Origin of the sequence: Pseudomonas sp. PHC1 (assembly GCF_046487845.1) — a bacterium.
Lineage (GTDB): Bacteria > Pseudomonadota > Gammaproteobacteria > Pseudomonadales > Pseudomonadaceae > Aquipseudomonas > Aquipseudomonas sputi.
Genome location: NZ_JBJXHJ010000003.1, coordinates 278,158 through 303,191 on the forward strand (window position 1 = coordinate 278,158; position 25,034 = coordinate 303,191).

The 25,034-nt window shown below is 60.6% G+C and carries 18 protein-coding genes and 2 tRNA genes; 13 read left to right on the forward strand and 7 right to left on the reverse strand.

Features of this window, described 5'->3' with window-relative positions; all coding sequences use genetic code 11:
• Window positions 1–18 precede the first annotated feature (18 nt).
• Together ACKJSM_RS06255 and ACKJSM_RS06260 are read right to left on the reverse strand one after the other, a co-directional pair.
• A tRNA-Leu gene (locus ACKJSM_RS06255) sits at window positions 19–105 on the reverse strand.
• 180 nt (window positions 106–285) lie between these two features.
• Window positions 286–372: transfer RNA gene (locus ACKJSM_RS06260), tRNA-Leu, on the reverse strand.
• 224 nt (window positions 373–596) lie between these two features.
• Here ACKJSM_RS06260 and rnr point away from each other — a divergent pair.
• The 7 genes from rnr to dnaB all read left to right on the forward strand — a co-directional run bounded on the left by rnr (window position 597) and on the right by dnaB (window position 7,830).
• Complete coding sequence (gene rnr / locus ACKJSM_RS06265) at window positions 597–3,227, forward strand: ribonuclease R (RefSeq protein WP_236181924.1); 2,631 nt, start codon at window positions 597–599, stop codon at window positions 3,225–3,227.
• Window positions 3,224–3,991: a 23S rRNA (guanosine(2251)-2'-O)-methyltransferase RlmB gene (gene rlmB / locus ACKJSM_RS06270; RefSeq protein WP_236181925.1), complete on the forward strand. Its 768-nt coding sequence runs from the start codon at window positions 3,224–3,226 to the stop codon at window positions 3,989–3,991. Before rnr ends, rlmB begins: the two co-directional genes overlap by 4 nt.
• Window positions 3,992–4,231: 240 nt before the next feature.
• Window positions 4,232–4,660 carry a 30S ribosomal protein S6 gene (gene rpsF / locus ACKJSM_RS06275; protein WP_236181926.1) on the forward strand — a complete coding sequence of 143 codons (429 nt, stop codon included), beginning with the start codon at window positions 4,232–4,234 and terminating at the stop codon, window positions 4,658–4,660.
• 28 nt (window positions 4,661–4,688) lie between these two features.
• Entirely contained in the window at window positions 4,689–4,919 is a 231-nt protein-coding gene (gene rpsR, locus ACKJSM_RS06280; RefSeq protein WP_002551829.1) for a 30S ribosomal protein S18, read from the forward strand.
• A gap of 36 nt (window positions 4,920–4,955) precedes the next feature.
• The gene (locus ACKJSM_RS06285) at window positions 4,956–5,846 is read left to right on the forward strand and encodes a hypothetical protein (RefSeq protein WP_011332192.1); all 891 of its coding nucleotides are present in this window, start codon (window positions 4,956–4,958) and stop codon (window positions 5,844–5,846) included.
• Between the two features lie 19 nt (window positions 5,847–5,865).
• Entirely contained in the window at window positions 5,866–6,312 is a 447-nt protein-coding gene (gene rplI / locus ACKJSM_RS06290) for a 50S ribosomal protein L9 (RefSeq protein WP_003186385.1), read from the forward strand.
• Between the two features lie 120 nt (window positions 6,313–6,432).
• Window positions 6,433–7,830: a replicative DNA helicase gene (dnaB, locus tag ACKJSM_RS06295; protein WP_011332193.1), complete on the forward strand. Its 1,398-nt coding sequence runs from the start codon at window positions 6,433–6,435 to the stop codon at window positions 7,828–7,830.
• 102 nt (window positions 7,831–7,932) lie between these two features.
• Here the strand turns inward: dnaB and ACKJSM_RS06300 are convergent, their stop codons facing one another.
• Window positions 7,933–10,452: a hypothetical protein gene (locus ACKJSM_RS06300; protein ID WP_410236966.1), complete on the reverse strand. Its 2,520-nt coding sequence runs from the start codon at window positions 10,450–10,452 to the stop codon at window positions 7,933–7,935.
• A 300-nt stretch (window positions 10,453–10,752) separates the two neighbouring features.
• Here ACKJSM_RS06300 and ACKJSM_RS06305 point away from each other — a divergent pair, with 300 nt between their 5' ends.
• From ACKJSM_RS06305 to ACKJSM_RS06320, 4 genes are all read left to right on the forward strand, one after another.
• On the forward strand, window positions 10,753–13,056 hold the full coding sequence (locus ACKJSM_RS06305) for a YgiQ family radical SAM protein (protein WP_410236967.1): 2,304 nt from the start codon (window positions 10,753–10,755) through the stop codon (window positions 13,054–13,056).
• 211 nt (window positions 13,057–13,267) lie between these two features.
• Entirely contained in the window at window positions 13,268–16,543 is a 3,276-nt protein-coding gene (locus tag ACKJSM_RS06310) for a DUF2126 domain-containing protein (RefSeq protein ID WP_410236968.1), read from the forward strand.
• 88 nt (window positions 16,544–16,631) lie between these two features.
• Complete coding sequence (locus ACKJSM_RS06315) at window positions 16,632–19,118, forward strand: circularly permuted type 2 ATP-grasp protein (RefSeq protein ID WP_410236970.1); 2,487 nt, start codon at window positions 16,632–16,634, stop codon at window positions 19,116–19,118.
• Entirely contained in the window at window positions 19,118–20,008 is an 891-nt protein-coding gene (locus tag ACKJSM_RS06320; protein WP_236181931.1) for a transglutaminase family protein, read from the forward strand. Before ACKJSM_RS06315 ends, ACKJSM_RS06320 begins: the two co-directional genes overlap by 1 nt.
• 64 nt (window positions 20,009–20,072) lie before the next feature.
• Here the strand turns inward: ACKJSM_RS06320 and ACKJSM_RS06325 are convergent, their stop codons facing one another.
• Window positions 20,073–20,252 (reverse strand): hypothetical protein, encoded by a 180-nt coding sequence (locus ACKJSM_RS06325; RefSeq protein ID WP_007950694.1) that lies wholly within the window; start codon window positions 20,250–20,252, stop codon window positions 20,073–20,075.
• Between the two features lie 68 nt (window positions 20,253–20,320).
• A complete protein-coding gene (locus ACKJSM_RS06330; RefSeq protein WP_410236972.1) occupies window positions 20,321–20,908 on the reverse strand; it encodes a TIGR00730 family Rossman fold protein in 588 nt (195 codons plus the stop codon).
• A gap of 340 nt (window positions 20,909–21,248) precedes the next feature.
• Here ACKJSM_RS06330 and azu point away from each other — a divergent pair, with 340 nt between their 5' ends.
• Complete coding sequence (gene azu, locus ACKJSM_RS06335) at window positions 21,249–21,695, forward strand: azurin (RefSeq protein ID WP_236181933.1); 447 nt, start codon at window positions 21,249–21,251, stop codon at window positions 21,693–21,695.
• Between the two features lie 210 nt (window positions 21,696–21,905).
• Window positions 21,906–22,502: a hypothetical protein gene (locus tag ACKJSM_RS06340; protein ID WP_410236973.1), complete on the forward strand. Its 597-nt coding sequence runs from the start codon at window positions 21,906–21,908 to the stop codon at window positions 22,500–22,502.
• A 400-nt stretch (window positions 22,503–22,902) separates the two neighbouring features.
• On the opposite strand, the gene nadE is transcribed toward ACKJSM_RS06340, so the two are convergent.
• Together nadE and pncB are read right to left on the reverse strand one after the other, a co-directional pair.
• A complete protein-coding gene (nadE, locus tag ACKJSM_RS06345) occupies window positions 22,903–23,730 on the reverse strand; it encodes an ammonia-dependent NAD(+) synthetase (RefSeq protein ID WP_085611050.1) in 828 nt (275 codons plus the stop codon).
• 4 nt (window positions 23,731–23,734) lie between these two features.
• Window positions 23,735–24,958 carry a nicotinate phosphoribosyltransferase gene (gene pncB / locus ACKJSM_RS06350; RefSeq protein ID WP_410236975.1) on the reverse strand — a complete coding sequence of 408 codons (1,224 nt, stop codon included), beginning with the start codon at window positions 24,956–24,958 and terminating at the stop codon, window positions 23,735–23,737.
• Window positions 24,959–25,034 lie beyond the last annotated feature (76 nt).

Genomic DNA, 25,034 nt, shown 5'->3' on the forward strand with positions numbered 1-25,034 from the left:
GTGACCTTGAATCTGAATTGGTGCCCAGAAGAAGACTCGAACTTCCACGACCGTAAGGTCACCAGCACCTGAAGCTGGCGTGTCTACCAATTTCACCATCTGGGCTTTATCTTCAGCGTTGCCGCTGTTGATGTGGCGCACTATACGGAGCGCCTTTTGATCTGTAAACCCCTGATTTGATTTTAATAAATCAATTTCAGAAAAAGGCGGGGCACAGAATGCAAAAACCCGCTTTCGCGGGTTTTTGTGTGAGTCTTGAAACTGATCTAGTCTCAAACTCGAAATTGGTGCCCAGGAGAAGACTCGAACTTCCACGACCGTAAGGTCACCAGCACCTGAAGCTGGCGTGTCTACCAATTTCACCACCTGGGCATCTCGTCAACGTGTGTACGTCGTCGATGGCGCGCACTATACGGAGCGACTTTTTAACTGTAAACCCCTGCCGGCAAAAAAAATGATTTTTTTTACCAGCGGTGTTCAAAACGGCTTTTGAACGTCGATAGAGAGCTTCAGAAGAGCCTTTATAGTCGGAAATTTCCCGTTTGATGGCGCCTATGCCAAACTAACCCGCATATAGACAAGGTGAAAACTCTCTAATGGCCGATTGGCAGTCCCTCGATCCCGAGGCCGCTCGTGAAGCGGAAAAATACGAAAACCCTATTCCCAGCCGCGAACTGATCCTTCAGCACCTTGCTGATCGGGGTTCGCCTGCTGCCCGCGAGCAACTGGTCGAAGAGTTTGGTCTGACCACAGAAGACCAGATCGAAGCCCTGCGCCGCCGCCTGCGCGCCATGGAGCGCGACGCTCAACTGATCTACACCCGCCGTGGCACCTATGCGCCGGTGGACAAGCTCGATCTGATCCTCGGTCGCATCAGCGGTCATCGCGACGGCTTTGGCTTCCTGGTGCCGGATGACGGCTCCGACGACCTGTTCATGAGCCCGGCGCAAATGCGTCTGGTGTTCGATGGCGACCGTGCCCTGGCCCGTGTTTCCGGCCTGGACCGTCGCGGTCGTCGTGAGGGCGTGATCGTCGAAGTGGTGTCCCGTGCCCACGAAAGCATCGTCGGCCGTTATTTCGAAGAAGGCGGCATCGGCTTCGTCGTTGCGGACAACCCGAAGATCCAGCAGGAAGTGCTGGTGACGCCGGGCCGTAACGCCAACGCTCAGATCGGTCAGTTCGTCGAGGTGAAAATCACCCACTGGCCGACGCCGCGCTTCCAGCCCCAAGGCGATGTGATCGAAGTCGTCGGCAACTACATGGCGCCGGGCATGGAAATCGATGTTGCCCTGCGCACCTACGACATTCCGCACGTCTGGCCTGAAGCCGTTCTGAAGGAAGCCGGCAAGCTCAAGCCGGAAGTCGAAGAAAAAGACAAAGAGAAGCGCATCGACCTGCGCCATCTGCCGTTCGTCACCATCGACGGCGAAGATGCACGCGACTTCGACGACGCGGTCTACTGCGAATCCAAACCAGGCAAACTGCGGCTGTTTTCCGGTGGCTGGAAGTTGTACGTGGCGATTGCCGACGTTTCCAGTTATGTGAAGATCGGTTCGGCCCTGGACAACGAAGCCCAGGTCCGTGGCAACTCGGTGTACTTCCCCGAACGCGTGGTGCCGATGCTGCCGGAGCAACTCTCCAACGGCCTGTGCTCGCTGAATCCGCACGTCGACCGTCTGGCCATGGTTTGCGAGATGACCATCTCCAAGTCCGGCGAGATGACCGATTACTGCTTCTATGAAGCGGTGATCCACTCCCACGCCCGCCTGACCTACAACAAGGTCAGCGCGATGCTGGAAACGCCGAAAGCCACCGAGGCGCGCAAGCTTCGCGGTGAATACACCGACGTCTTGCCGCATCTGAAACAGCTCTATGCGCTGTACAAGGTATTGCTGGCCGCCCGTCACGTACGCGGCGCGATCGATTTCGAAACTCAGGAAACCCGGATCATCTTCGGTTCCGAGCGCAAGATCGCCGAAATTCGTCCGACCACCCGTAACGACGCGCACAAGCTGATCGAGGAATGCATGCTGGCGGCCAACGTGGCCACCGCCGAGTTCCTGAAAAAGCACGAAATCCCTGCGTTGTACCGTGTCCACGACGGCCCGCCGCCGGAGCGTCTGGAAAAACTGCGGGCGTTCCTCGGTGAGCTCGGCCTGTCCCTGCACAAAGGCAAGGAAGGTCCGTCGCCAAAGGACTATCAGGCCCTGTTGGCCAGTATCAAGGATCGTCCGGATTTCCACCTGATCCAGACTGTGATGCTGCGCTCCCTGAGCCAGGCGGTGTACAGCGCCCAGAACGAAGGCCACTTCGGCCTGAATTACGAAGCCTATACCCACTTCACCTCGCCGATCCGTCGTTACCCGGACCTGCTCACGCACCGGGCGATCCGCAGCGTGATCCATTCGAAGCAGGACACCCCGCACGTTCGCCGTGCCGGTGCGATGACTATTCCGAAGGCGCGCATCTATCCGTACGACGAAGCGGCGCTGGAGCAACTCGGCGAGCAATGCTCGATGAGCGAGCGCCGTGCCGACGAAGCGACCCGCGACGTGGTGAACTGGCTCAAGTGCGAGTTCATGAAAGACCGCGTGGGCGAATCGTTCCCGGGCGTGATCACCGCGGTGACTGGTTTTGGCCTGTTCGTCGAACTGACCGATATCTATGTCGAAGGCCTGGTGCACGTGACGGCACTGCCGGGTGACTACTACCACTTCGACCCTGTGCACCACCGCCTGGCGGGCGAGCGCACCGGTCGCAGCTTCCGCCTTGGCGACACCGTTGAAGTGCGGGTCATGCGCGTCGATCTCGACGAGCGCAAGATCGACTTCGAGATGGCGGAAAAAACCATCAGCGCGCCGATCGGCCGCAAGAAGCGTGGCACCGAGACGACCGCTCCAGCGGCCAAGGTTGTGGAAGAAAAGGCTCCGGCAAAATCTGCCAGCCGTCGTCCGGCCAAGGAAAAGGCTGTCGAGGCCTATCGTCCGAGCGATGCCGTGGCGAAAAACGCCGAGCTGCGCAAAAGCCGTGAAATGAAGAAGGCCTTGCTGGCCGATGCCAAAAACGGTGGTAAAGCGGCGTCCGGGGGAAAGACCGGACGGTCGGCGCCTGACAAGGCCTCCGGCGGCAAGCCAGCCAAACCGAGCAAACACCGTAAGGGCCCGCCGAAAGCGGGTTCCGCTCCAGCCAAAAGTGGCGGGGCGCGTAAACCGAAGGCGAAGTCATGAGTCAGTTGGAAAAAATCTACGGCGTTCACGCGGTAGAAGCGTTGCTGCGTCACCACCCAAAACGCGTCAAACAGATCTGGCTGGCCGAAAGCCGCAACGATCCGCGCGTGCAAACGCTGATCGAACTGGCCAACGAAAACCGGGTCCAGATCGGTCAGGCCGAGCGCCGCGAAATGGACGCCTGGGTCGAAGGTGTGCATCAGGGCGTGGTGGCGGACGTCAGTCCGAGCCAGGTCTGGGGTGAGGCGATGCTCGACGAGCTGCTCGATCGCACCGAAGGCGCGCCGCTGTTGCTGGTGCTCGACGGTGTGACCGACCCGCACAACCTCGGCGCTTGCCTGCGTTCGGCGGACGCTGCCGGTGCGCTGGCGGTCATTGTGCCGAAAGACAAGTCAGCCACTCTGACGCCTGTCGTACGTAAAGTGGCTTGCGGCGCGGCGGAAGTGATTCCGCTGGTGGCCGTCACCAACCTTGCCCGCACCCTGGAAAAGCTTCAGCAGCGTGGATTGTGGATTGTCGGTACGGCGGGAGAGGCTGAGGTCAGCATCTATGACCAGGACCTGACTGGCCCGACCATCCTGATCATGGGCGCCGAAGGCAAGGGCATGCGTCGCCTGACCCGCGAGCATTGCGACTATCTGGTACACCTGCCGATGGCCGGTAGCGTCAGCAGTCTCAACGTCTCGGTTGCGACAGGTGTGTGCCTGTTCGAAGCCCAGCGCCAGCGCGGTGCCAAGGCCAAGGTCGCTTCGCGCAAGCCGTAAGCGCTGAGCTGCAAGCCTCAAGCTAACAGCGGCCCTCGCTTACAGCTTGAGGCTCAATGCTTGCAGCTGCTGTTCAAATAATCACCAATTGCCTTGCACCTCTTCAGTCCCTTCTCTACAATTGCGCCCCTTGCTGTGGCGGCAGGTACGCATGTGCCCCGCGCCAGCAAGTCCATAAGTGTCATTCACTCCTTGTCTGACCGTTTTTGAGCGGCAGGCTACAACCCGTAAGGAGCATTCATGCGTCATTACGAAATCATCTTTCTGGTCCACCCTGACCAGAGCGAGCAAGTCGGCGGCATGGTTGAGCGTTACACCAAGCTGATCGAAGAAGACGGCGGCAAGATCCACCGTCTGGAAGACTGGGGCCGTCGTCAACTGGCCTACGCAATCAACAATGTTCACAAGGCTCACTACGTGATGCTGAACGTTGAGTGCACCGGCAAGGCCCTGGCCGAGCTGGAAGACAACTTCCGCTACAACGATGCTGTGATCCGTAACCTGGTCATCCGTCGCGACGAAGCCGTTACCGGCCAGTCCGAGATGCTCAAGGCTGAAGAAAACCGCAGTGAGCGCCGTGAGCGTCGCGAACGTCCTGAGCACGATGGCAGCGCCGATGGCGATGACACCGATAGCGACAGCGACAACAGCGATAACGCTGACGAGTAATCCACGGACCTTTTAAGGAGCCTATCAAATGGCACGTTTCTTCCGTCGTCGTAAATTCTGCCGCTTCACCGCTGAAGACGTGAAGGAGATCGACTACAAAGATCTCAACACTCTGAAAGCCTACGTATCCGAGACCGGCAAAATCGTTCCAAGCCGCATCACCGGTACCAAAGCTCGTTATCAGCGTCAGCTGGCCACCGCTATCAAGCGCGCCCGCTTCCTGGCCCTGCTGGCCTACACCGACAGCCACGGCCGCTGAGACCGGGCAGTCGACAAGTAGCAAAGGATTGAATGCATGCGTGCCTTAGCTGAGTTCATCATGCGCGGCCGCATGCAGGCCACTCTCGTAGTGGCCGGGTGTGCAACATTGCCGTTGTTGTATTGGTTGGGTGCCGCCGCCGGGAGCCTGGTGCTTCTGCGGCGCGGATTGGCCGACGCTCTTGGTGTCGTGTCGCTGGGACTGCTGCCGGCATTGATCTGGTGGCTGTATGCCGATGACCCACGGGCACTTCTGGTGCTGCTGGGGTCTTCGGGGCTTGCGCTGGTATTGCGCGCAAGCGAGTCCTGGGTTCGTACGCTGCTGGTCAGCGTAGCCATGGGGCTGGTGTTTTCAGTGGTGCTCGGGGCGGCGTTCGCGCCCCAGATCGAGATGCTGGCGCAGGCCTTGATAAAGGTCATGCCCGCGCTTCTCGGTGATGCCTACCAACATTTGTCGGTAGACGAGCAGGCGCGTTTCGCGTCGCTGATCGCACCAGTCCTGACCGGCCTGATTGCGGCCTTGTTGCAGATCGTCAGCGTGCTGAGCCTGATTGTCGGGCGTTACTGGCAGGCGTTGTTGTACAACCCGGGTGGTTTTGGTCGCGAGTTTCGCGCCATCAGGATCCCGCTGGGGCCGGCGATGTTACTGCTGGCGTTGATGCTTCTGGGCCCGAATCTCGGTGCGCAGATGGCCATGTTGACGCCGTTGTGCAGTGTACCGCTGGTGTTCGCCGGGCTGGCCCTGATTCACGGGCTGGTGGCGCAAAGGCGACTGGCCGGTTTCTGGCTGGTGGGGTTGTACGTGACGCTGTTGCTGTTCATGCAGCTGATCTATCCGTTGCTCGTGGTTCTGGCCATTGTCGACAGCCTGATTGATTTTCGCGGTCGGGTGTCGAAAGACACCGATAACGCGAACGGTGAAGGTTAAAAGTTAAGAGGATTTCCACATGCAACTGATCCTTCTGGAAAAAATCGCCAACCTGGGCAACCTGGGCGACAAAGTAAACGTTAAGGCCGGTTACGGCCGTAACTACCTGCTGCCTTTCGGCAAAGCGACCGCTGCGACCGCTGCCAACCTGGCTGCGTTCGAAGAGCGTCGTGCTGAGCTGGAAAAAGCCGCCGCAGACCGTAAGGCATCGGCTGAAAGCCGTGCTGCCCAACTGGCCGAGCTGGAAGTGACCATCACTGCCACCGCTGGCGACGAAGGCAAGCTGTTCGGTTCGATCGGTACTCACGACATCGCTGACGCACTGACCGCCTCCGGCGTTGAAGTGGCGAAAAGCGAAGTTCGTCTGCCGAACGGCACCATCCGCAACGTGGGTGAATTCGACGTGGCCGTGCACCTGCACGCCGAAGTTGAAGCCACCGTACGCGTTGTCGTGGTAGCAGCTTAAGCAACACCCTGATCGACTGGCGGCCTGTCCGTCAGACGGTTAACATCGGGCACGATCCTGTTTACAGGTCGTGCCCTTTGTCTTTCTGCACTCCCTGCTTTTCCTGATTAAAAAGTGGCCATGAACGAAATCTCCGCTCCCGAGCAATACGATCTGCAAACCGCCGCGCTGAAGGTGCCGCCGCATTCCATCGAGGCCGAACAGGCCGTGCTCGGTGGTCTGATGCTGGACAACAACGCCTGGGAGCGCGTGCTCGATCAAGTCTCCGACGGCGATTTCTACCGGCATGACCACCGTCTGATTTTCCGCGCGATCGCCAAACTGGCCGATCAGAACTTGCCGATCGACGTCGTCACCCTTGCCGAGCAACTGGACAAGGAAGGTCAGACCTCGCAAGTCGGCGGCCTCGGTTACCTGGGCGAGCTGGCGAAAAACACGCCGTCCGTCGCCAACATCAAGGCCTATGCGCAGATCGTCCGCCAACGCGCGACGTTGCGCCAGTTGATCGGTATCAGCACGGAAATTGCCGACAGCGCCTTCAATCCCGAAGGTCGCACCGCGGAGGAAATCCTCGACGAAGCCGAGCGGCAGATCTTCGCGATTGCCGAGGCCCGGCCAAAAACCGGCGGCCCGGTGGGTGTGAATGACCTGTTGACCAAGGCCATCGACCGCATCGACACCCTGTTCAACACCGCCGATTCGATCACCGGCCTGTCCACCGGTTACACCGACCTCGACGAGAAGACCAGCGGCCTGCAACCGGCCGACTTGATCATCGTTGCCGGCCGTCCATCGATGGGTAAGACCACCTTCGCGATGAACCTGGTGGAAAACGCCGTGTTGCGCAGCGACAAGGTAGTGCTGGTGTACTCCCTCGAGATGCCAGGCGAATCGCTGATCATGCGTATGCTGTCGTCCCTCGGTCGTATCGACCAGACCAAGGTGCGTTCCGGTCAGTTGGAAGACGACGACTGGCCGCGGCTGACCTCAGCGGTCAACCTGCTCAACGACCGCAAGCTGTTCATCGATGACACCGCCGGCATCAGCCCGTCGGAGATGCGTGCCCGGACCCGGCGCCTGGTTCGCGAGCACGGTGACATCGGCCTGATCATGATCGACTACCTGCAGTTGATGCAGATCCCGGGTTCCAGCGGTGACAACCGGACCAACGAGATTTCCGAGATCTCCCGATCCCTCAAAGCCCTGGCCAAGGAATTCAACTGCCCGGTAGTTGCTCTGTCGCAGCTCAACCGCTCCCTGGAACAACGTCCCAACAAGCGTCCGGTGAACTCCGACTTGCGGGAATCCGGAGCGATCGAGCAGGACGCCGACGTGATCATGTTCGTGTATCGGGACGAGGTTTATCACCCGGAAACCGAACACAAGGGCATCGCCGAAATCATCATCGGCAAGCAGCGGAACGGTCCGATCGGCTTCATTCGCCTGGCGTTCATCGGCAAATACACCCGTTTCGAGAACCTTGCCCCGGGCAGCTACAACTTCGACGACGACGAATAATGGCCCAGTGTTTCAACCGGCTCCCCGGGCCGGTTGAAACGAAGCGTCCGACCGTCTCTGTTGCTGTCGGCGGGCCAGACGGTCATTGACGGGTTGGGCGGGCTATGGCCGAACCTGTGTGCCGACGGGTGGTTCATTCGCGCAGTCGAAGAGCTTCTGTGCAACCTTCGGGCTGATGTATTCCCGCCATATGGGCTGATGGGCAAGCCCCGCCTGCTCCTGGCGTTGCTGGAATACGCTGCCCGTTCCGGCCTGGGCAAGGGTTTTCATGTGGGCCCCCCTGACCGTGTAATCCAGCGGACGTCGATCCTGTCGGTCGTAATGGAAGTGGGCTTCCCACAGCGGGGTATTGGCGGAGCGATCATTGATCGAATAGACATCGAGAAACGATTTGTCCTTGCCCTTGCCCAACTGCTTTCGGGCGACGGTCTTGATGACATTGAGTTCGGAATGTTCGAGCAGGTAGTTCAGTCGCAAAACGTCCAGTACGGTCTTGTCCTTGTACATGCGGACCATGATTTTGCGTCCCGCTGCACTGAGCGAATCACCCGCTGCTTTGAGGCGCGCGATGACGCTGGCGGCCTGCGCATCGCTGGCAACCCCCTCGATGTTCTCCAGGCGTCTGGCCAATCCGTGAAGCTCGTCGGCGCTCTCGTCCAGTGATTCCCGGATACTGGTCGGATTGGACTTGCGGCTTTCCATCGCCAGTCCCTCGTCCAGTAATCCATCGACCCTGGCGAGCAGTTGCGTGGCCTGACCGAGCAGCTGTGGTGTGGAAGCCGCAGGGGGCGTAGAGCGCATCGGCAGCCATTCCCCCTGTCTTTTCTCGTAGCGTTGAGGCGGGGCATCCGGTTTGAACGGGTCCGGAACGTGAACCGTGACGCTACCGTCCGGATCGACTTGCTTGACCCCTACCAGAACCCGGTAAGCCCCATGCTGACGGGTCCGGAAGATCTTTCGCGGGGCGCTCGGGGCGGCTGTCGGGGCGGGCTGCTGCGGCACGAAGTCCAGGTCGATGTCCTGATCGAGTGCGGGCCACTCGGTGTTGCTGTCGACCCTGGCGTAGATATCGTTCAACTGGCCTTCGATCCTCGACTCGAATGTTCCGAGTACGGAGATCGCTTCCTGCAGGTAAGGTGCCTTTATGGGCGGCAGTGCCGGCAACCGATCTGCGAAGCGGCCTTTTTCCGTTCTGATTTCATCGAGTGCCAATTGCAGGACGCCTGGCCGAGACTGGCCGGAAACGTTGTGCAGTTCTTCTACAATCAGACTGACGGCCATGTAGCTCCGTATTCCGAACGGCGGCGGGATGTTCGGGTCATCGGAGAGCAGGCGCAGGCAGAGGTTGTATCGGGTACAGTTGATCTGGTCAGCGCCGGGTATGCCTCGATTGATCTCTTCGATTTCGAGTGCAGCGCTGCGGGATACCTTGCGAACCTGATCCATTACGGCCTGGCGGTCATCGAGGATCTGCAGTTTCTTGCTCATGTGAGCGAGATTGCCTTTCAGCGCATTGACCGTCATCAGTGCAACAGTGGGGTAAGCCCGCCGATCCATGATGGCGAGCAGTTTGTTGAAATAGTCGATTCTGGCCAGCTGTTGTTCATGCAGTTCGGTTTTGTAGACACCGCCGGCTTTCATCATGACCAGCCAGTCCTTGTTGTCGATGAGTGACTGGACGTACTCGGCTTGGAGGCGGATATGTTTGAGGGTATGGACTTCAAGTCCGATCAGCGCCGCTCTTTCGATGTCGCTGCCTTCCGGCAGATGTTGGGCAACGCCCCAGAGTTCATTGAAGCGCGCGTCGGACGCTTGCAGCGCACCGAAGGCTTCCCTGACAGGCTCATACCGCTGTAGCAAAAGCGCGACATTGGCTCGGGCAGCAGGGGTTCGGGGCATTCCACCCAGAAGGCCGAAGCGGCTCGAAACCCAGCCGAGGTTGGGGGCTCGAGCAATGGCCAGGGTTTCACCGGGCCGGCTCGCGCGATAAACGTTATCGGTATCGTGGGCGACCGGATCCTTCGGGTTGACGATGCGCCAGACGTTTCTGGCGGGAGAGGAGGCATCGATGTCTCGCATGACCTGGTAGGCATGGCCCTCGATGACCGCGTATCGCTTGCCTTCAAAACCGTGCAGTCCCTCGCTGTCCGTCGATGTACCGGCGAAATCCAGAGGCGTACGAAAGCTTTCCAGGCGGTTGGGTGGCAGCGGGGAACCGATCAGGTCAGCGTCGTCGGGCAAAAACCAGCGCAGACTGAAGGGATCCTGCAACAGGATCGGCCCGGAGGGTTTCAATTCGCCGGGCAGCTTGGCGCGGTACAACCCGTTGTCGGGGTCCAGGCCCACATGCAGGACGTGGTCATCCTCGGTGCTGACGAAGAGTCGACCTTTGAGTCGGATGAGACCCTGATCGTCGGGATCCGGCAGCAAGAGACCGGGACGGATGCGATAGTCCGCCATTGAAAGTGGCACGGGAATGGCCGGTGTTCCAGCGTTCGGGATTTCGCTGACGGTCAGTGGTGGCGCCGCTGTTATCGCATCCATGTCACCGACGGTCGGCAACCTGTCCGGTCGCTGGTCGGGAAAGGGACGCGGGTTGATCGGGGGCAATCGCGAGGTCATCTCGCTCCTGGCGAGGGGGTCTGTGACCGGGCGCGAGGGCCGGGTATGTACTTCAGCGCTGGTAACACCCTTTGAAGGCGGTTTTACGGGCATGTCTTTTCATCCTTGAATGCATGATTGAAGTCTTCGGCGTCACGGCCTGGTTTTACTGCGAACCCGAAAGGTGCAGATCATCGGGAGCGGGGCCGGGGGGCGGGAAACGGCAATTGGAGAAACCGACCACAGTCGTCGGAATTGGTCAAAATTTGTGCTATATTCCGCGCCCGCGAAATTCAATGAAAGCCAACACCGGTTATCGACATGCAAGCAGCCAAGCCGTTATTTGACTATCCAAAATATTGGGCCGAATGTTTCGGGCCAGCGCCGTTCCTGCCGATGAGCAGGGAGGAGATGGATCAGCTTGGCTGGGATTCCTGCGACATCATCATTGTGACGGGTGATGCGTACGTCGATCACCCGTCCTTCGGCATGGCGATCATCGGCCGGCTGCTGGAGTCGCAAGGCTTCCGCGTCGGGATCATCGCGCAGCCGAACTGGCAGTCCAAAGACGATTTCATGAAGCTCGGTGAGCCGAACCTGTTCTTCGGCGTCGCGGCCGGCAACATGGACTCGATGATCAACCGCTACACCGCGGACAAGAAAATCCGTTCCGACGACGCCTACACCCCGGGTGGCATGGCCGGCAAGCGTCCGGATCGTGCGAGCCTGGTCTACAGCCAGCGTTGCAAGGAAGCCTACAAGCACGTGCCGATCGTGCTTGGCGGCATCGAAGCCTCCCTGCGCCGCATCGCCCATTACGACTATTGGCAGGATCGCGTGCGCAACTCGATCCTGATCGACGCCAGCGCCGACATCCTGCTCTACGGCAACGCCGAGCGAGCGATTGTCGAGGTCGCCCAGCGTCTGTCCTATGGTCACAAGATCGAAGACATCACCGATGTACGCGGCACCGCGTTCATTCGTCGTGATACGCCGGCAGGCTGGTACGAAGTCGACTCCACGCGCATCGACCGTCCGGGCAAGATCGACAAGATCATCAACCCGTACGTGAATACCCAGGACACTCAGGCCTGCGCCATCGAGCAGGAGAAGGGCCCGGTTGATGACCCGGAAGAAGCCAAGGTCGTACAGATCCTGGCCAGCCCGAAAATGACCCGCGACAAGACGGTGATCCGTCTGCCGTCGATGGAAAAGGTGCGTAACGACCCGGTCCTGTACGCCCACGCCAACCGCGTGCTGCACCTGGAAACCAACCCGGGCAACGCCCGTGCGCTGGTGCAGAAGCATGGCGATGTCGATGTCTGGTTCAACCCGCCGCCGATTCCGATGACCACTGAAGAAATGGACTACGTGTTCGGCATGCCTTACGCACGTGTTCCGCATCCTGCGTACGGCAAGGAAAAAATCCCTGCCTACGACATGATCCGTTTCTCGGTGAACATCATGCGTGGCTGCTTCGGTGGCTGCACCTTCTGCTCGATCACCGAGCACGAAGGCCGGATCATCCAGAACCGTTCCGAAGAGTCGATCATTCGCGAAATCGAAGAGATCCGCGACAAGGTGCCGGGTTTCACCGGCGTCATTTCCGACCTCGGCGGCCCGACCGCGAACATGTACCGCATCGCCTGCAAGAGTCCGGAAATCGAATCCGCGTGCCGCAAGCCGTCCTGCGTGTTCCCTGGGATCTGTCCGAACCTGAACACCGACCACTCGTCGCTGATTCAGCTGTACCGCAGCGCCCGGGCGTTGCCGGGTGTGAAGAAGATCCTGATCGCCTCCGGCCTGCGTTACGACCTGGCGGTCGAGTCGCCGGAGTACGTCAAGGAACTGGTGACCCACCACGTCGGCGGTTACCTGAAGATCGCCCCGGAGCACACCGAGGAAGGTCCGCTCAACCAGATGATGAAGCCGGGGATCGGCACCTACGATCGCTTCAAGCGCATGTTCGAGAAGTACACCAAGGAAGCCGGGAAAGAGCAGTACCTGATTCCGTACTTCATCGCCGCGCACCCGGGCACCACCGACGAAGACATGATGAACCTGGCCCTGTGGCTCAAGGGCAACGGCTTCCGGGCCGACCAGGTGCAGGCGTTCTATCCGTCGCCGATGGCCACCGCCACTGCGATGTACCACTCGGGCAAGAACCCGTTGCGCAAGGTCACCTACAAGAGCGACGGCGTGACCATCGTCAAGAGCGAAGAGCAGCGTCGTCTGCACAAGGCGTTCCTGCGTTATCACGACCCGAAAGGCTGGCCGATGCTGCGTGAAGCGCTGACCCGCATGGGCCGCGCCGACCTGATCGGGCCGGGCAAGCACCAGCTGATCCCGCTGCATCAACCGGCCACCGACAGCTACCAGAGTGCCCGTCGCAAGAATTCGACGCCGGCCGGTAGCCACAAGGTCGCGAAGGACAAGACCACCAAGATCCTCACTCAGCACACCGGTCTGCCTCCGCGCGCCAGTGACGGCGGCAATCCTTGGGACAAGCGTGAACAGGCCAAGGCCGCGGCATTCGCCCGCAACCAGCAGGCCGCCAAGGAGCGCAAGGAAGCGGCGAAAGGCAAAGGCCCGAAACCGGCACGCAAGCCGGTCGTACCACGCTGAAACGCACTTGAGCTGAACAGAACGCCAACCTTCGGGTTGGCGTTTTGCGTTGTGCCTCGCAACATTTGCGTGCAACTGTGCCAAAGCATTTCACCGCATCGCCCGATTTTGGTGCTGTACTGCCTTGAGCATTCCGGGAAAGCGCCCAAGCCTCTGCATGGCATAAGTCTTGCGCGCTTTCGAATACGCTTGGGCTCGCAGGAGGCACGCCGTGTCGATTCATGTCGCATTGCATCACGTCACGCATTACCGCTACGACCGCGCTGTCGAACTCGGCCCGCAGATCGTGCGGCTGCGCCCGGCTGCCCACAGCCGCACGCGCATTCTGTCCTATTCACTGAAAGTCTCGCCCGAGCAGCACTTCATCAACTGGCAACAAGACCCTCAGGGCAACTACCTCGCACGGCTGGTGTTCCCCGAGAAAACCGCCGAACTGCGGATCGAGGTCGACCTGCTGGCCGAGATGGCGGTGTTCAACCCGTTCGACTTTTTCCTCGAACCCTACGCCGAGAAAATCCCCTTCGCCTACGCCGCCGATGAGCGCAAGGAGCTGGCGCCGTACCTCGAAACCCTGCCGCTGACGCCGAAATTCCAGGCCTATCTGGATGCCATCGACCGCACGCCGTTGCCGGCCGTGGATTTCCTGGTGGCGCTCAACCAGCGTCTGAGCGAGGACATCAATTACCTGATTCGTATGGAACCGGGGGTGCAAACCCCGGAACACACCCTTGAACATGCCTCCGGCTCCTGCCGCGATTCCGCGTGGCTGCTGGTGCAACTGTTGCGCAACCTCGGGCTGGCGGCGCGTTTCGTTTCCGGCTACCTGATTCAACTGACCGCCGACGTGAAAAGTCTCGACGGCCCGTCCGGCACTGATGTGGACTTCACCGACCTGCACGCGTGGTGCGAGGTGTATCTGCCCGGCGCAGGCTGGATCGGCCTTGATGCCACTTCCGGCCTGTTCGCCGGGGAAGGACATATTCCGCTGGCCTGCAGCCCCGATCCGTCCTCGGCGGCGCCGATCAGTGGTCTGGTGGAGCCTTGCGAGTGCGAGTTCAGCCACGAAATGTCGGTGGAGCGGATCTGGGAAGCGCCACGGGTCACCAGGCCCTACACCGATGAGCAGTGGCTGGCGATCCAGGCGCTGGGCCGGCAGATCGATGCCGACCTGCTGGAAGGTGACGTTCGACTGACCATGGGCGGTGAACCGACCTTCGTGTCCATCGACGACCCCGACGGCGCCGAGTGGAACACTGCCGCCCTGGGCCCGGACAAGCGCCGGCTCTCCGCCGAACTGTTTCAGCGCATGCGCAAACATTACGCCCCAAAAGGGCTAGTGCACTTCGGTCAGGGCAAGTGGTATCCCGGAGAACAACTGCCGCGCTGGTCGCTTAATTGCTACTGGCGCCGCGACGGCGTGCCGATCTGGCACAACAACGCGTTGATCGCCGATGAGCAGCAGGATTACGGCGCCACGGGTGAACTGGCCGGGCGCTTTCTGGCGAGTGTCGCCGAACGCCTGAAACTGCCGACACGCTTTGTGTTCCCGGCCTACGAAGACAACTTCTATTACCTCTGGCGCGAGGGCGCCTTGCCGAGCAACGTCAGCGCCGAGGACTCGCGACTGGAAGAGCCGCTGGAACGTGCGCGACTGCGCAAGGTGTTCAGTCAGGGGCTGGACAAGATCATCGGCCAGGTACTGCCGCTGGCGCGCACCGCCAAAGGTGATCAATGGCAGAGCGGGCGCTGGTATCTGCGCGACGAGCATTGCCGGTTGGTGCCCGGGGATTCACCGCTGGGCTATCGCCTGCCGTTGGGTTCGCAGCCTTGGGTGAAGGCGGCGGAGTATCCGTTCATTCATCCGAACGATCCGAATCAGGATTTCCCCGAACTGCCCGAAACGACGCAGCTCAACGATCATGGCGAGCCCGCTCCGACCAACGAGCGTGTGCCAAAGATCGACGAGTCCGCCGACTGGCTGACCCGCACCGCGTTCTGCGCCGAGGCCCGGGAGGGCCGGTTGTACCTGTTCATGCCGCCGCTGGAACGGGTCGAGGATTATCTGGAATTGGTGGCTGCCATCGAAGCCACTGCCGAGGAACTGCATTGCCCGGTATTGCTGGAAGGCTATGAGCCGCCGAGCGATCCACGTCTGAGCAATTTCCGTATCACCCCGGATCCTGGCGTGATTGAGGTCAACGTCCAGCCGTCGGCGACCTGGGACGAGTTGGTCGAGCGTACCGAGTTTCTGTACGAAGAAGCGCGGCAGACTCGACTGTCCACCGAGAAATTCATGGTCGACGGACGGCACACCGGCACTGGCGGTGGTAACCATTTCGTGCTCGGCGGCGCGACACCGGGCGATTCACCGTTTCTGCGCCGCCCGGATCTGCTGCGTAGCCTGATCAGCTATTGGCACAACCATCCGTCTTTGTCGTACCTGTTTTCCGGCCTGTTCATCGGCCCGACCTCCCAGGCACCGCGCGTCGACGAAGCGCGCAACGATGCGCTGTATGAACTTGAAATCGCTTTCGCGCAGATGCCGGCGCCGGGAGAGGAGTGCCCGCCGTGGCTGGTCGACCGCTTGCTGCGCAATCTGCTGATCGACGTCACCGGCAACACCCACCGCGCCGAGTTCTGCATCGACAAGCTGTATTCACCGGAGGGTGCCACCGGACGTCTGGGTCTGCTGGAGCTGCGTGCGTTCGAGATGCCACCCCATGCGCGCATGAGCCTGGCCCAGCAGCTGTTGCTGCGGGCGCTGGTGGCGCGGTTCTGGCGCGAGCCTTATGCACCGCCGAAACTGGTGCGTTGGGGGACGGAGTTGCACGACCGCTTCCTGCTGCCGCACTTCATCGAGCAGGACTTCGCCGACGTCATCGTCGAGCTCAACAATGCCGGTTACCCCCTGCGTGCGGAATGGTTTGCGGCGCATCTTGAGTTTCGTTTCCCCAAGGTCGGCGATTACGCCGTCAACGGCATCGAACTGGAGTTGCGTCAGGCTCTCGAACCCTGGCATGTGCTGGGCGAGGAGGGCGCGGCGGGCGGTACGGTGCGTTACGTCGACTCATCGCTGGAGCGCTTGCAGGTCAAACTCACGGGGCTGCCACCGCAACGTTATCTGCTGACCTGTAACGGCATCCCGGTGCCGCTGCAACCGACCGGGCGGGTGGGCGAGTTCGTCGCCGCTGTGCGTTTCCGCGCATGGCAACCGGCCAACTGCCTGCAGCCGACGATCCCGGTGCATGCGCCGCTGGTGTTTGACCTGCTCGACACCTGGATGCAGCGCTCGCTGGGCGGCTGCCAGTACCATGTCGCGCATCCGGGCGGGCGCAATTACGAGTCGCTGCCGGTCAATGCCAACGAAGCGGAGAGCCGGCGCATGGCGCGTTTCTTCCGCATCGGACATACGCCGGGGAAACTTCCTATACCGAACCTGACAACCTCCGACGAACTACCGATGACACTCGATTTACGACGTTTCTAGATCGTACGCGACGCCCGGATTTTTCGTATATCCGGGCGTCATGTGCCTGCGTTAGTCTGACCGTTCCTTGCCGGCTGCCGAGCTTTCCATGCCTGACCTGCTTGACCGCTACCCGCTGACGGCGGGCACCTACCACGAACTGCTCGACGACAGCGGGGCGGTGCGCCCGCACTGGCGGCGACTGGTCGACCAACTGCAGCGCAGCACCCCGGCGCAACTGGTGCAGCGTCAGGCGCTGCTGACCCGGCAGATTCAGGAAAACGGCGTCACCTACAACGTGTATGCCGACCCCAACGGTGCGGATCGCCCGTGGGAACTGGATCTGCTGCCCCACGTGATCGCCGCTGACGAGTGGCAACAGCTGTCTGCCGGGATCGCCCAGCGCGCGCGGCTGCTCAATGCGGTGCTGGCGGACCTGTATGGCCCGCAGCGGTTGATCCGCGATGGCTTGCTGCCGGCGGAGCTGGTGTTCGGCCACAACAACTTCCTCTGGCCCTGTCAGGGCATTGCGCCGCCGGACGGAGCCTTTCTGCATCTGTATGCCGTGGATCTGGCGCGTACGCCGGACGGGCGCTGGTGGGTGACGGCGGACCGCACCCAGGCGCCATCGGGGGCCGGGTATGCGCTGGAAAACCGCACCATCGTGTCCCGCGCCTTCCCTGAGTTGTACCGGGATCTGAAGGTGCAGCACCTGGCCGGATTCTTCCGCACCCTGCAGGAAACCCTGGCCCGTCAGGCTCCCTGCGACGATGACGCGCCGCTGGTGGTGCTGCTGACCCCGGGGCGTTTCAACGAAAGCTATTTCGAGCATCTTTATCTCGCCCGCCAGCTCGGCTATCCGCTAGTGGAGGGCGGCGACCTGACGGTACGCGATGCCACGGTCTTCCTGAAAACCCTCAGCGGCCTGCGCCGGGTGCACGCGATCATGCGTCGGCTCGATGATGATTTCTGCGATCCGCTGGAACTGCGCACGGATTCGGCGCTGGGTGTTCCGGGATTGCTGGAGGCGGTGCGTCAGGGCCGGGTGCTGGTGGCGAACGCGCTGGGCAGCGGCGTGCTGGAGTCGCCGGGGTTGCTGGGTTTCCTGCCGAAGATCAATCAGTACCTGTTCGGCGAAGAGCTGATTCTGCCGTCCATCGCCACCTGGTGGTGCGGCGAAGCGCCGGTGTTGGCCCAGGCCCTGGAAAAACTGCCGGAGCTGCTGATCAAACCGGCGTTCCCGTCGCAAAGCTTTACGCCGGTGTTCGGCCGGGATCTGAGCGAAAAACAGCGTGAAAGTCTCGCTGCGCGCATGCAGGCCCGACCTTATGCCTATGTTGCGCAAGAACTTGCCCAGTTGTCCCAGGCGCCGATCTGGCAGCCCGAGGACGGGCAACTGCAACCCCGGGCGATTGGCATGCGCATGTACGCGGTGGCCAGTCACGACGGTTATCGGGTGTTACCCGGTGGCCTGACCCGGGTTGCGGCCGAGGCTGATGCCGAAGTGGTGTCGATGCAGCGCGGCGGCGCGAGCAAGGACACCTGGGTGCTGGGGGATCGACCGCCGAGCGGGGAGCAGTGGAAAGCCCAGCGCAGCATCGGCGTGCCTGATCTGGTGCGCCGCGATCCGTATCTGCCGTCGCGGGTGGTGGAAAACCTGTTCTGGTTTGGCCGTTACTGCGAGCGCTGCGACGACAGCGCGCGGCTGTTGCGGATCATGCTGGCGCGCTACGTCGACGGTGATGACCCGCAAGCCTTGCAGGCTGCGGTGGATCTGGGCGAGCGGCTGATGCTGCTGCCGGATGAAGGTGAACTGCCGGAACGCTTGCTCGCGGCACTGCTCGGCGAGGACTGGTCGTTCAGCCTGCGTTCCAACCTGCAGCGCTTGCAGTGGGCGGCATCCCAGGTGCGCGGCAAGTTGTCCCGGGAAAACTGGCAGGCGCTGGTGGAGTTGCAACGTGAGGCTTCGGAGCTGGACACCGATGAACCGGATTTTGGTGAACTGCTGGATTTTCTCAACCGGCTGGTGATGTCGCTGGCGGCGCTGTCCGGGTTTGCCTTCGACGACATGACCCGCGACGAAGGCTGGCGTTTCCTGATGATCGGCCGGCGGATCGAGCGCCTGCAGTTTCTCAGCAGCAGCCTTGCGGGTTTCCTGCGTGGCGCCGGGGCGTTCGATCAAGCCGGGCTTGAGTGGTTGCTGGAGCTGGGCAACAGCAGCATCACCTATCGCTCGCGTTATCTGGCGGTGGCGCAGTTGATTCCGGTACTCGACCTGTTGCTGCTGGATGAGCAGAACCCCCACGCGGTGCTGTTCCAGCTGAAACTGGTGACTCGCACCCTCAGACGCCTTAATGATGATTTCGCTGTACCCAGGGAGGCCGGATTGCCGCTACTGGTCGAGCGTCTGGCGCGCTTCGACCTGAGCTGTCTGGAGAACCCGCTGTTTGGCGAGTCCAGCGTGCGCGCGGCCCTCGACGGTCTGGCGGATCTGCTGCAGCAGATCGCCGACGCCAGCAGTCAGGTGTCCGACCGTCTGGCCCTGCGCCATTTCGCCCATGTCGATGATGTCAGCCAGCGCACGGTGTCCGTCTGATGAGTGCCCATTACCAGATCTTTCACGACACCTGCTATCGCTACGACAGCCCGGTGTCCCTGGCCCAGCAACTGGCGCATCTGTGGCCGCGTGAATGCGAGTGGCAGCGTTGCACCGAGCAACAACTGCTGATCAGTCCGGAGCCGACCACCCGCCGTGACGAGCAGGATGTGTTCGGCAATCCGCTGACCCGCCTGGCCTTCGAACGGCCCCACGATGAATTGCAGGTCAACGCCAGGCTGACGGTTGAAGTGCGCGTGCGGCCCGTGGTGGATTTCAATCAGTCACCGGCCTGGGAACTGACCCGCAACGCGCTGACCTACAGCAGCCAGCCGCTGTCCGCCTCGTTGCTGGAAGCCTGTCGCTATCGATTCCAGTCGCCCTACGTGCATCTCAAGCGCAGCTTCGTCGAGTTCTCGCAGAGCTGTTTTCCGGCCGGCAGACCGTTGATGCTGGGGGTGGAGGCCCTGATGCAGAAGATCTTCAGCGAATTCACCTTCGATGCCGAAGCGACGCAAGTCGCGACGCCACTGGTGGAAGTGCTGGAGCGCCGGCGCGGGGTCTGTCAGGACTTCGCGCACCTGATGCTCGCCTGTGTGCGATCACGCGGGCTGGCGGCGCGTTACGTCAGCGGCTACTTGCTGACCCAGCCGCCACCCGGGCAGCCACGGCTGATCGGCGCCGATGCGTCCCATGCCTGGGTCTCGGTGTTTTGCCCGGTGCTGGGCTGGGTGGATTTCGATCCGACGAACAATGTGCAGCCGGCACTGGAGCACATCACCCTGGCCTGGGGCCGGGATTTCTCCGATGTGTCGCCGTTGCGTGGGGTGATTCTGGGGGGAGGGAGCCATGATCCGGAGGTGCGGGTCACGGTGATGCCGCTGGAATAGGTGCGATCCATTGCAGGAGCCAGTCAGCTCCCGCAATGGAGGGTGTTCAATTTCGCGGATCAGCTCAGGCGTCGGGTGCCTGGTCTTTCGGTGCTTCAACATCATCATCGGTCGCCACTTCCCCGTCAGGGTTCAGTGCCGCTTCTTCAGCCATCTGTTTCTTGCGCTGAAGCTTTTCCTCTTTCTTCTGTTCCTTGGCCAGGTCACGTTGACGTTTGGCGAAGGAGTAATTGGGTTTGGCCATGGGCGATCCTCTGGGGTCGAAGGTGAGGTTGAGCGGCGCGTATTCTGCCCTGTATCGGTGCCCGGCGGTTAGTCGGGTTTCTGGTCGACCCACTTGGGCGTGACGGTGGGCTTCCAGGTGTCTAGGGCTTCGAGCAGCGTTTGCGGCGATTCACTCACTTGCAGCATGTCACGGTGTGGCGCGCGAACGAAGCCTTCGCCGACGATGTGATCGAGAAATGCAGTGAGTTTGCTGTAGAAACCGTTCACTTCCAGCAGGCCCAGCGGCTTGCCGTGGTAGCCGAGTTGACCCCAGGTCCAGACTTCGAACAGCTCCTCCAGGGTGCCGAGGCCTCCCGGCAGGGCGATGAACGCATCGCTGAGTTCGGCCATCCGCGCCTTGCGGGCGTGCATGCCGTCGACCACTTCCAGGCGCGTCAGGCTCTTGTGACCGATTTCCTTGTCCATCAGGCTCTGCGGGATGATCCCGATCACTTCGCCACCGGCCGCCAGTGCGGCGTCGGCGACAATCCCCATCAGACCGACGGCGCCACCGCCGTAGACCAAGGTCAGTTTGCGCTCGGCAATCGCAGTGCCTAGGGCGATGGCGGCTTCGGTATACGCCGGGGTGGTGCCGGCGTTGGCACCGCAAAATACACAAACGGATGTGAGAGACATGCCTTCCTCCTGGGTCAATCGGTCACAGGGTAATGGCTGGCACGCCTTGATCCAAGGGCTAGACTTCGCGTTTCGGGGTTTCATAGGTACCGCTGGCGCCACAGGCGTAAGCGGCGAGCAGACTGCACAACAGGCTGTTGAAGGACATGGCTGATGCTCCAGATGAGTGTTGAGCCCTGAAGATACGGTCCGGCCAAACGTCTGGCTGTTAGATTGTTTCGATGAGTGTCATAGCCTGAAAGTTGTATACAATTTTTGACTCAAGTCATAGGAACTTGCGAAGATTTCAGGCAGTCTTCCAACCACTTGTGTTTTGTTAACCCTGCCTTGGAGATTCACCATGTTTTCCAAAGTTGTTGCGGTATCCCTGCTGGCGCTGGCCAGCAGCCAATTGATGGCTGCCGAGTGCAAAACCACCGTTGATTCCACCGACCAGATGTCCTTCAACACCAAGGCCATCGAGATCGACAAGAGCTGCAAGACCTTCACCGTCGAGCTGACCCACTCCGGCAGCCTGCCGAAGAACGTCATGGGCCATAACCTGGTGATCAGCAAAGAAGCCGACATGCAGCCGATCGCCACCGATGGCCTGGCCGCCGGCATCGACAAGAACTACCTGAAGGACGGTGACGAGCGCGTGATCGCTCACACCAAGATCATCGGCGCCAAGGAAACCGACTCGTTGACCCTCGACGTGTCCAAGCTCAAGGCGGACGAGAAGTATGGCTTCTTCTGCTCGTTCCCGGGCCACATCTCGATGATGAAAGGCACCGTGACCCTGAAGTAATTCGGTTCACGGGTAACACGAAAAACGCCGCTGCAGGTGATTGCAGCGGCGTTTTTTTGTCTGCAGACCAAGGGTGTAACTGATGATGACCGTCGGTCTGAAATGCACCTCAACCTGTAATTTCTGACAGTAGGCGCAGGTTTTAAAGATGGGTCAGATGAGGAGACGCTTGGATGACTGTGCGTTCCCTTCAGAAAAAGGAGTTTTCGTATGACTGATCAAGAGAAACTGCCCGAGCAACACACTTTGGTTCAGACGGGGCAGAGGAGTACTGCGAAAAGTACAACCATTATCGAATCCGTTACTGATGGTGATGGTAAACCTGTTGAAGATGGCGGCTTCGCCGAAAATCGAAATTTATCTTTTATTGGCCGTGCTGCTCCTGATCAAAAGGCACAGCTCTTTGATTACGGTGTACCCGCACACCCTCCCGTAAATGTTGATATCAATAGCCACTTCAGCATGATCGCTACAGATCAGAAAAACGGGGCACATCACTACACCGTGAAAACCACCGACGGGCAAGTCTCTGCTCCGTACACAGTTCACGTGGTAGCGCCCGAGCACGCCAGGATTTCTTGGATAAACGATCCCCACGGAAATGTCATCGAAAATGGTAGTAGCACGACATCTGTCGATCTGAATTTTGAAGGCCGCAGTGAGCCATACTCCAGCGTCACTCTTAAGGATAAAGGAGTTCCTGTAGGCATTCTGAACGTCCCTGGAGATGGGGGGGTGGAGTGCTGCACTGGAAGGGATAACAGCCGGGACGCATGTATTCACAGTGGCAGGAAGCACGGGTGTTGAGTCCGAACCCTGGGTCGTTGTGATTGTGGACAGCGTGACGCTAACCATTCAGTTTCTTTTGGGAGAGAGCGGAAAGTTGATCGGTAATCACGAGCAAACGACTGATACATCGTTAACGGTTGTCGGTACGGCTAACCCAGGAGAAGAAGGAAAAATAGTTGATTACCAGAGCGATCTGGTTCGATTCAAGGCCGACTCGAACGGAGTCTATACGGCAAGGATTTCGAATCTGGCTGAAAAGGCTCATACCATCAGAGCGATAACGGATGATGGTCGAATCTCGTCCCCTTGGGCATTCAGGGTGGTTCCGGCAAAAGCCCGTTAAATCTGCATTGAATCCCGTTCAAAGAAAAGCCCGCTGAGGATCATTCCTCAGCGGGCTTTTTCATTCACTGACCGATCACGGCGCAAACGGCATCACGCGCTTGTGATGAGTCTTTTTGTAGGTGTTGACGATGATGTCGAACGCTTCCTGGCGCACCGGCTCGCCATGCAGGAAAGCGTCGATCTCGGCGTAGGTCACGCCGTGGGACGCCTCGTCCGGCTTGCCCGGCGACAGGTCTTCCAGATCCGCCGTCGGCACTTTTTCCACCAGCGATTCCGGTGCGCCGAAGCTGCGGGCGATGGCCCGGACCTGGTTTTTCACCAGACCGCTGAGCGGGGCGAGGTCGCAGGCGCCGTCACCGAACTTGGTGAAGAAGCCCATCACCGCTTCCGCCGCGTGGTCGGTGCCGATCACCAGGCCATGGGCCGCGCCGGCGATGGTGTACTGGGCGACCATGCGCATCCGCGCCTTGGTGTTGCCGAGCACGAAATCAACCGACACCGCGTGCTTGCCTTCGAAGGCTGCGACTTCGCTGGCCAGGGACTTCACTGCCGGCCCGATATTGACAGTGTGACGCTCGTCCGGGGCGATGAAGTCCACCGAGGCCTGGGCGTCGTGTTCATCGAACTGCACGTCGTACGGCAGGCGCACGGCGATGAACTTGTAGGCCTCGTCACCGGTGCGCTCGCGCAGTTCACGCATGGCGCGCTGGGCCAAAAGGCCGGCGGTCAGCGAATCGACCCCGCCGCTGATGCCCAGCACCAGGGTCTTGAGCCCGGAATTGGTCAGGCAATCCTGGATGAAGGTGATGCGGCGGGCGACTTCCGCTTCGAGGGCCTGGTAATCGGCGAACGGCGGCTGAACGTTGAGCTGTTCAGCAATCTCACGCTGTACGGCTTGCATGAATTCACTCCTTGCTGGAAAGGCTGGAAACGGCAGGAACCTGGAAAACGTGTCGCAAATAGGCGACGAAATTCGGGTCTTTGCAGTGGGTCTTGCCCGGCTCGTCGGAGATCTTCGCCACCGGCTGGCCGTTGCAGGCGGTCATTTTAAGCACGATGCTCATCGGTTCGACACCCGGAATGTCACAGGTCAGGTTGGTGCCGATGCCGAAGCTGACATTGATCCGCCCGCGCAGCGCCCGGAAGATCTCCAGCGACCTGGGCAGGGTCAGGCTGTCGGAAAACACCAGCGTCTTGCTCATCGGGTCGATGCCGAGCTTGTGATAGTGGGCGATGCATTTTTCGCCCCACTGCACCGGGTCTCCGGAATCGTGGCGCAGACCGTCGAACAGCTTGGCGAAGAACAGATCGAAATCGCCGAGGAAGGCATCGGTAGTGATGCAGTCGGTCAGGGCGATCCCCAGCAGGCCGCGATACTCGCGGACCCAGCAATCGAGGGCGGCGATCTGGCTGTCGATCAATCGCGGGCCGAGTTGCTGGTGGGCCATGATCCACTCGTGGGCCATGGTCCCCAGCGGTTTCATGTCCAGTTCGCGGGACAGGTGCACGTTGCTGGTGCCGACGAAACGCCCGGGGAAATCGTGCTTGAGCACATTCACCACTTCTTCCTGCACGCGGTAGGAAAACCTGCGACGCGTGCCGAAATCGGCGACTTGCAACTGCGACAATTCTTCGGCCGAGGCGTTGGCGGTCAGCCAGTCGAACTTGCGGTAAAGCTGCTCGCGGGCCTGTTCCAGCACCGTCTCGCGGTAGCGATAGCGGTTGCGCACTTCGCTGACGATCGCCAGCAGCGGCACCTCAAACAGGATCACATGCAGCCACGGTCCGCGCAGGCGGATGAACAGCTCGCCGTTCTCGATACCGGTGTGCAGGTAGCGCAGGTTGAAACGGAACAGACCGAGGAACCGCAGGAAATCCGGCTTGAGGAACGAGATGCGCTCGAGAAAACTCAACTGATCGGCGCTCAGGCTCAACTCGGCCAGACGCTCGACCTGAAAGCGGATCTCCGCCAGATACGGGCGCAGATCTTCACTGTTACGGCAACGGAACTCCCATTCGACTTCGACGTTGGGGTAGTTGTGCAGCACCGCCTGCATCATCGTCAGTTTGTAGAAGTCGGTGTCGAGCAGGTTCTGCACGATGCGATCGGCAAACACACTCTCGCTCATAACGGGGTCTCCAGGCGGGCCGCGCGGTGGGCGCGGTATCAATCAATGGCGCTAGTGGCGCATATCCGGGGTGGGG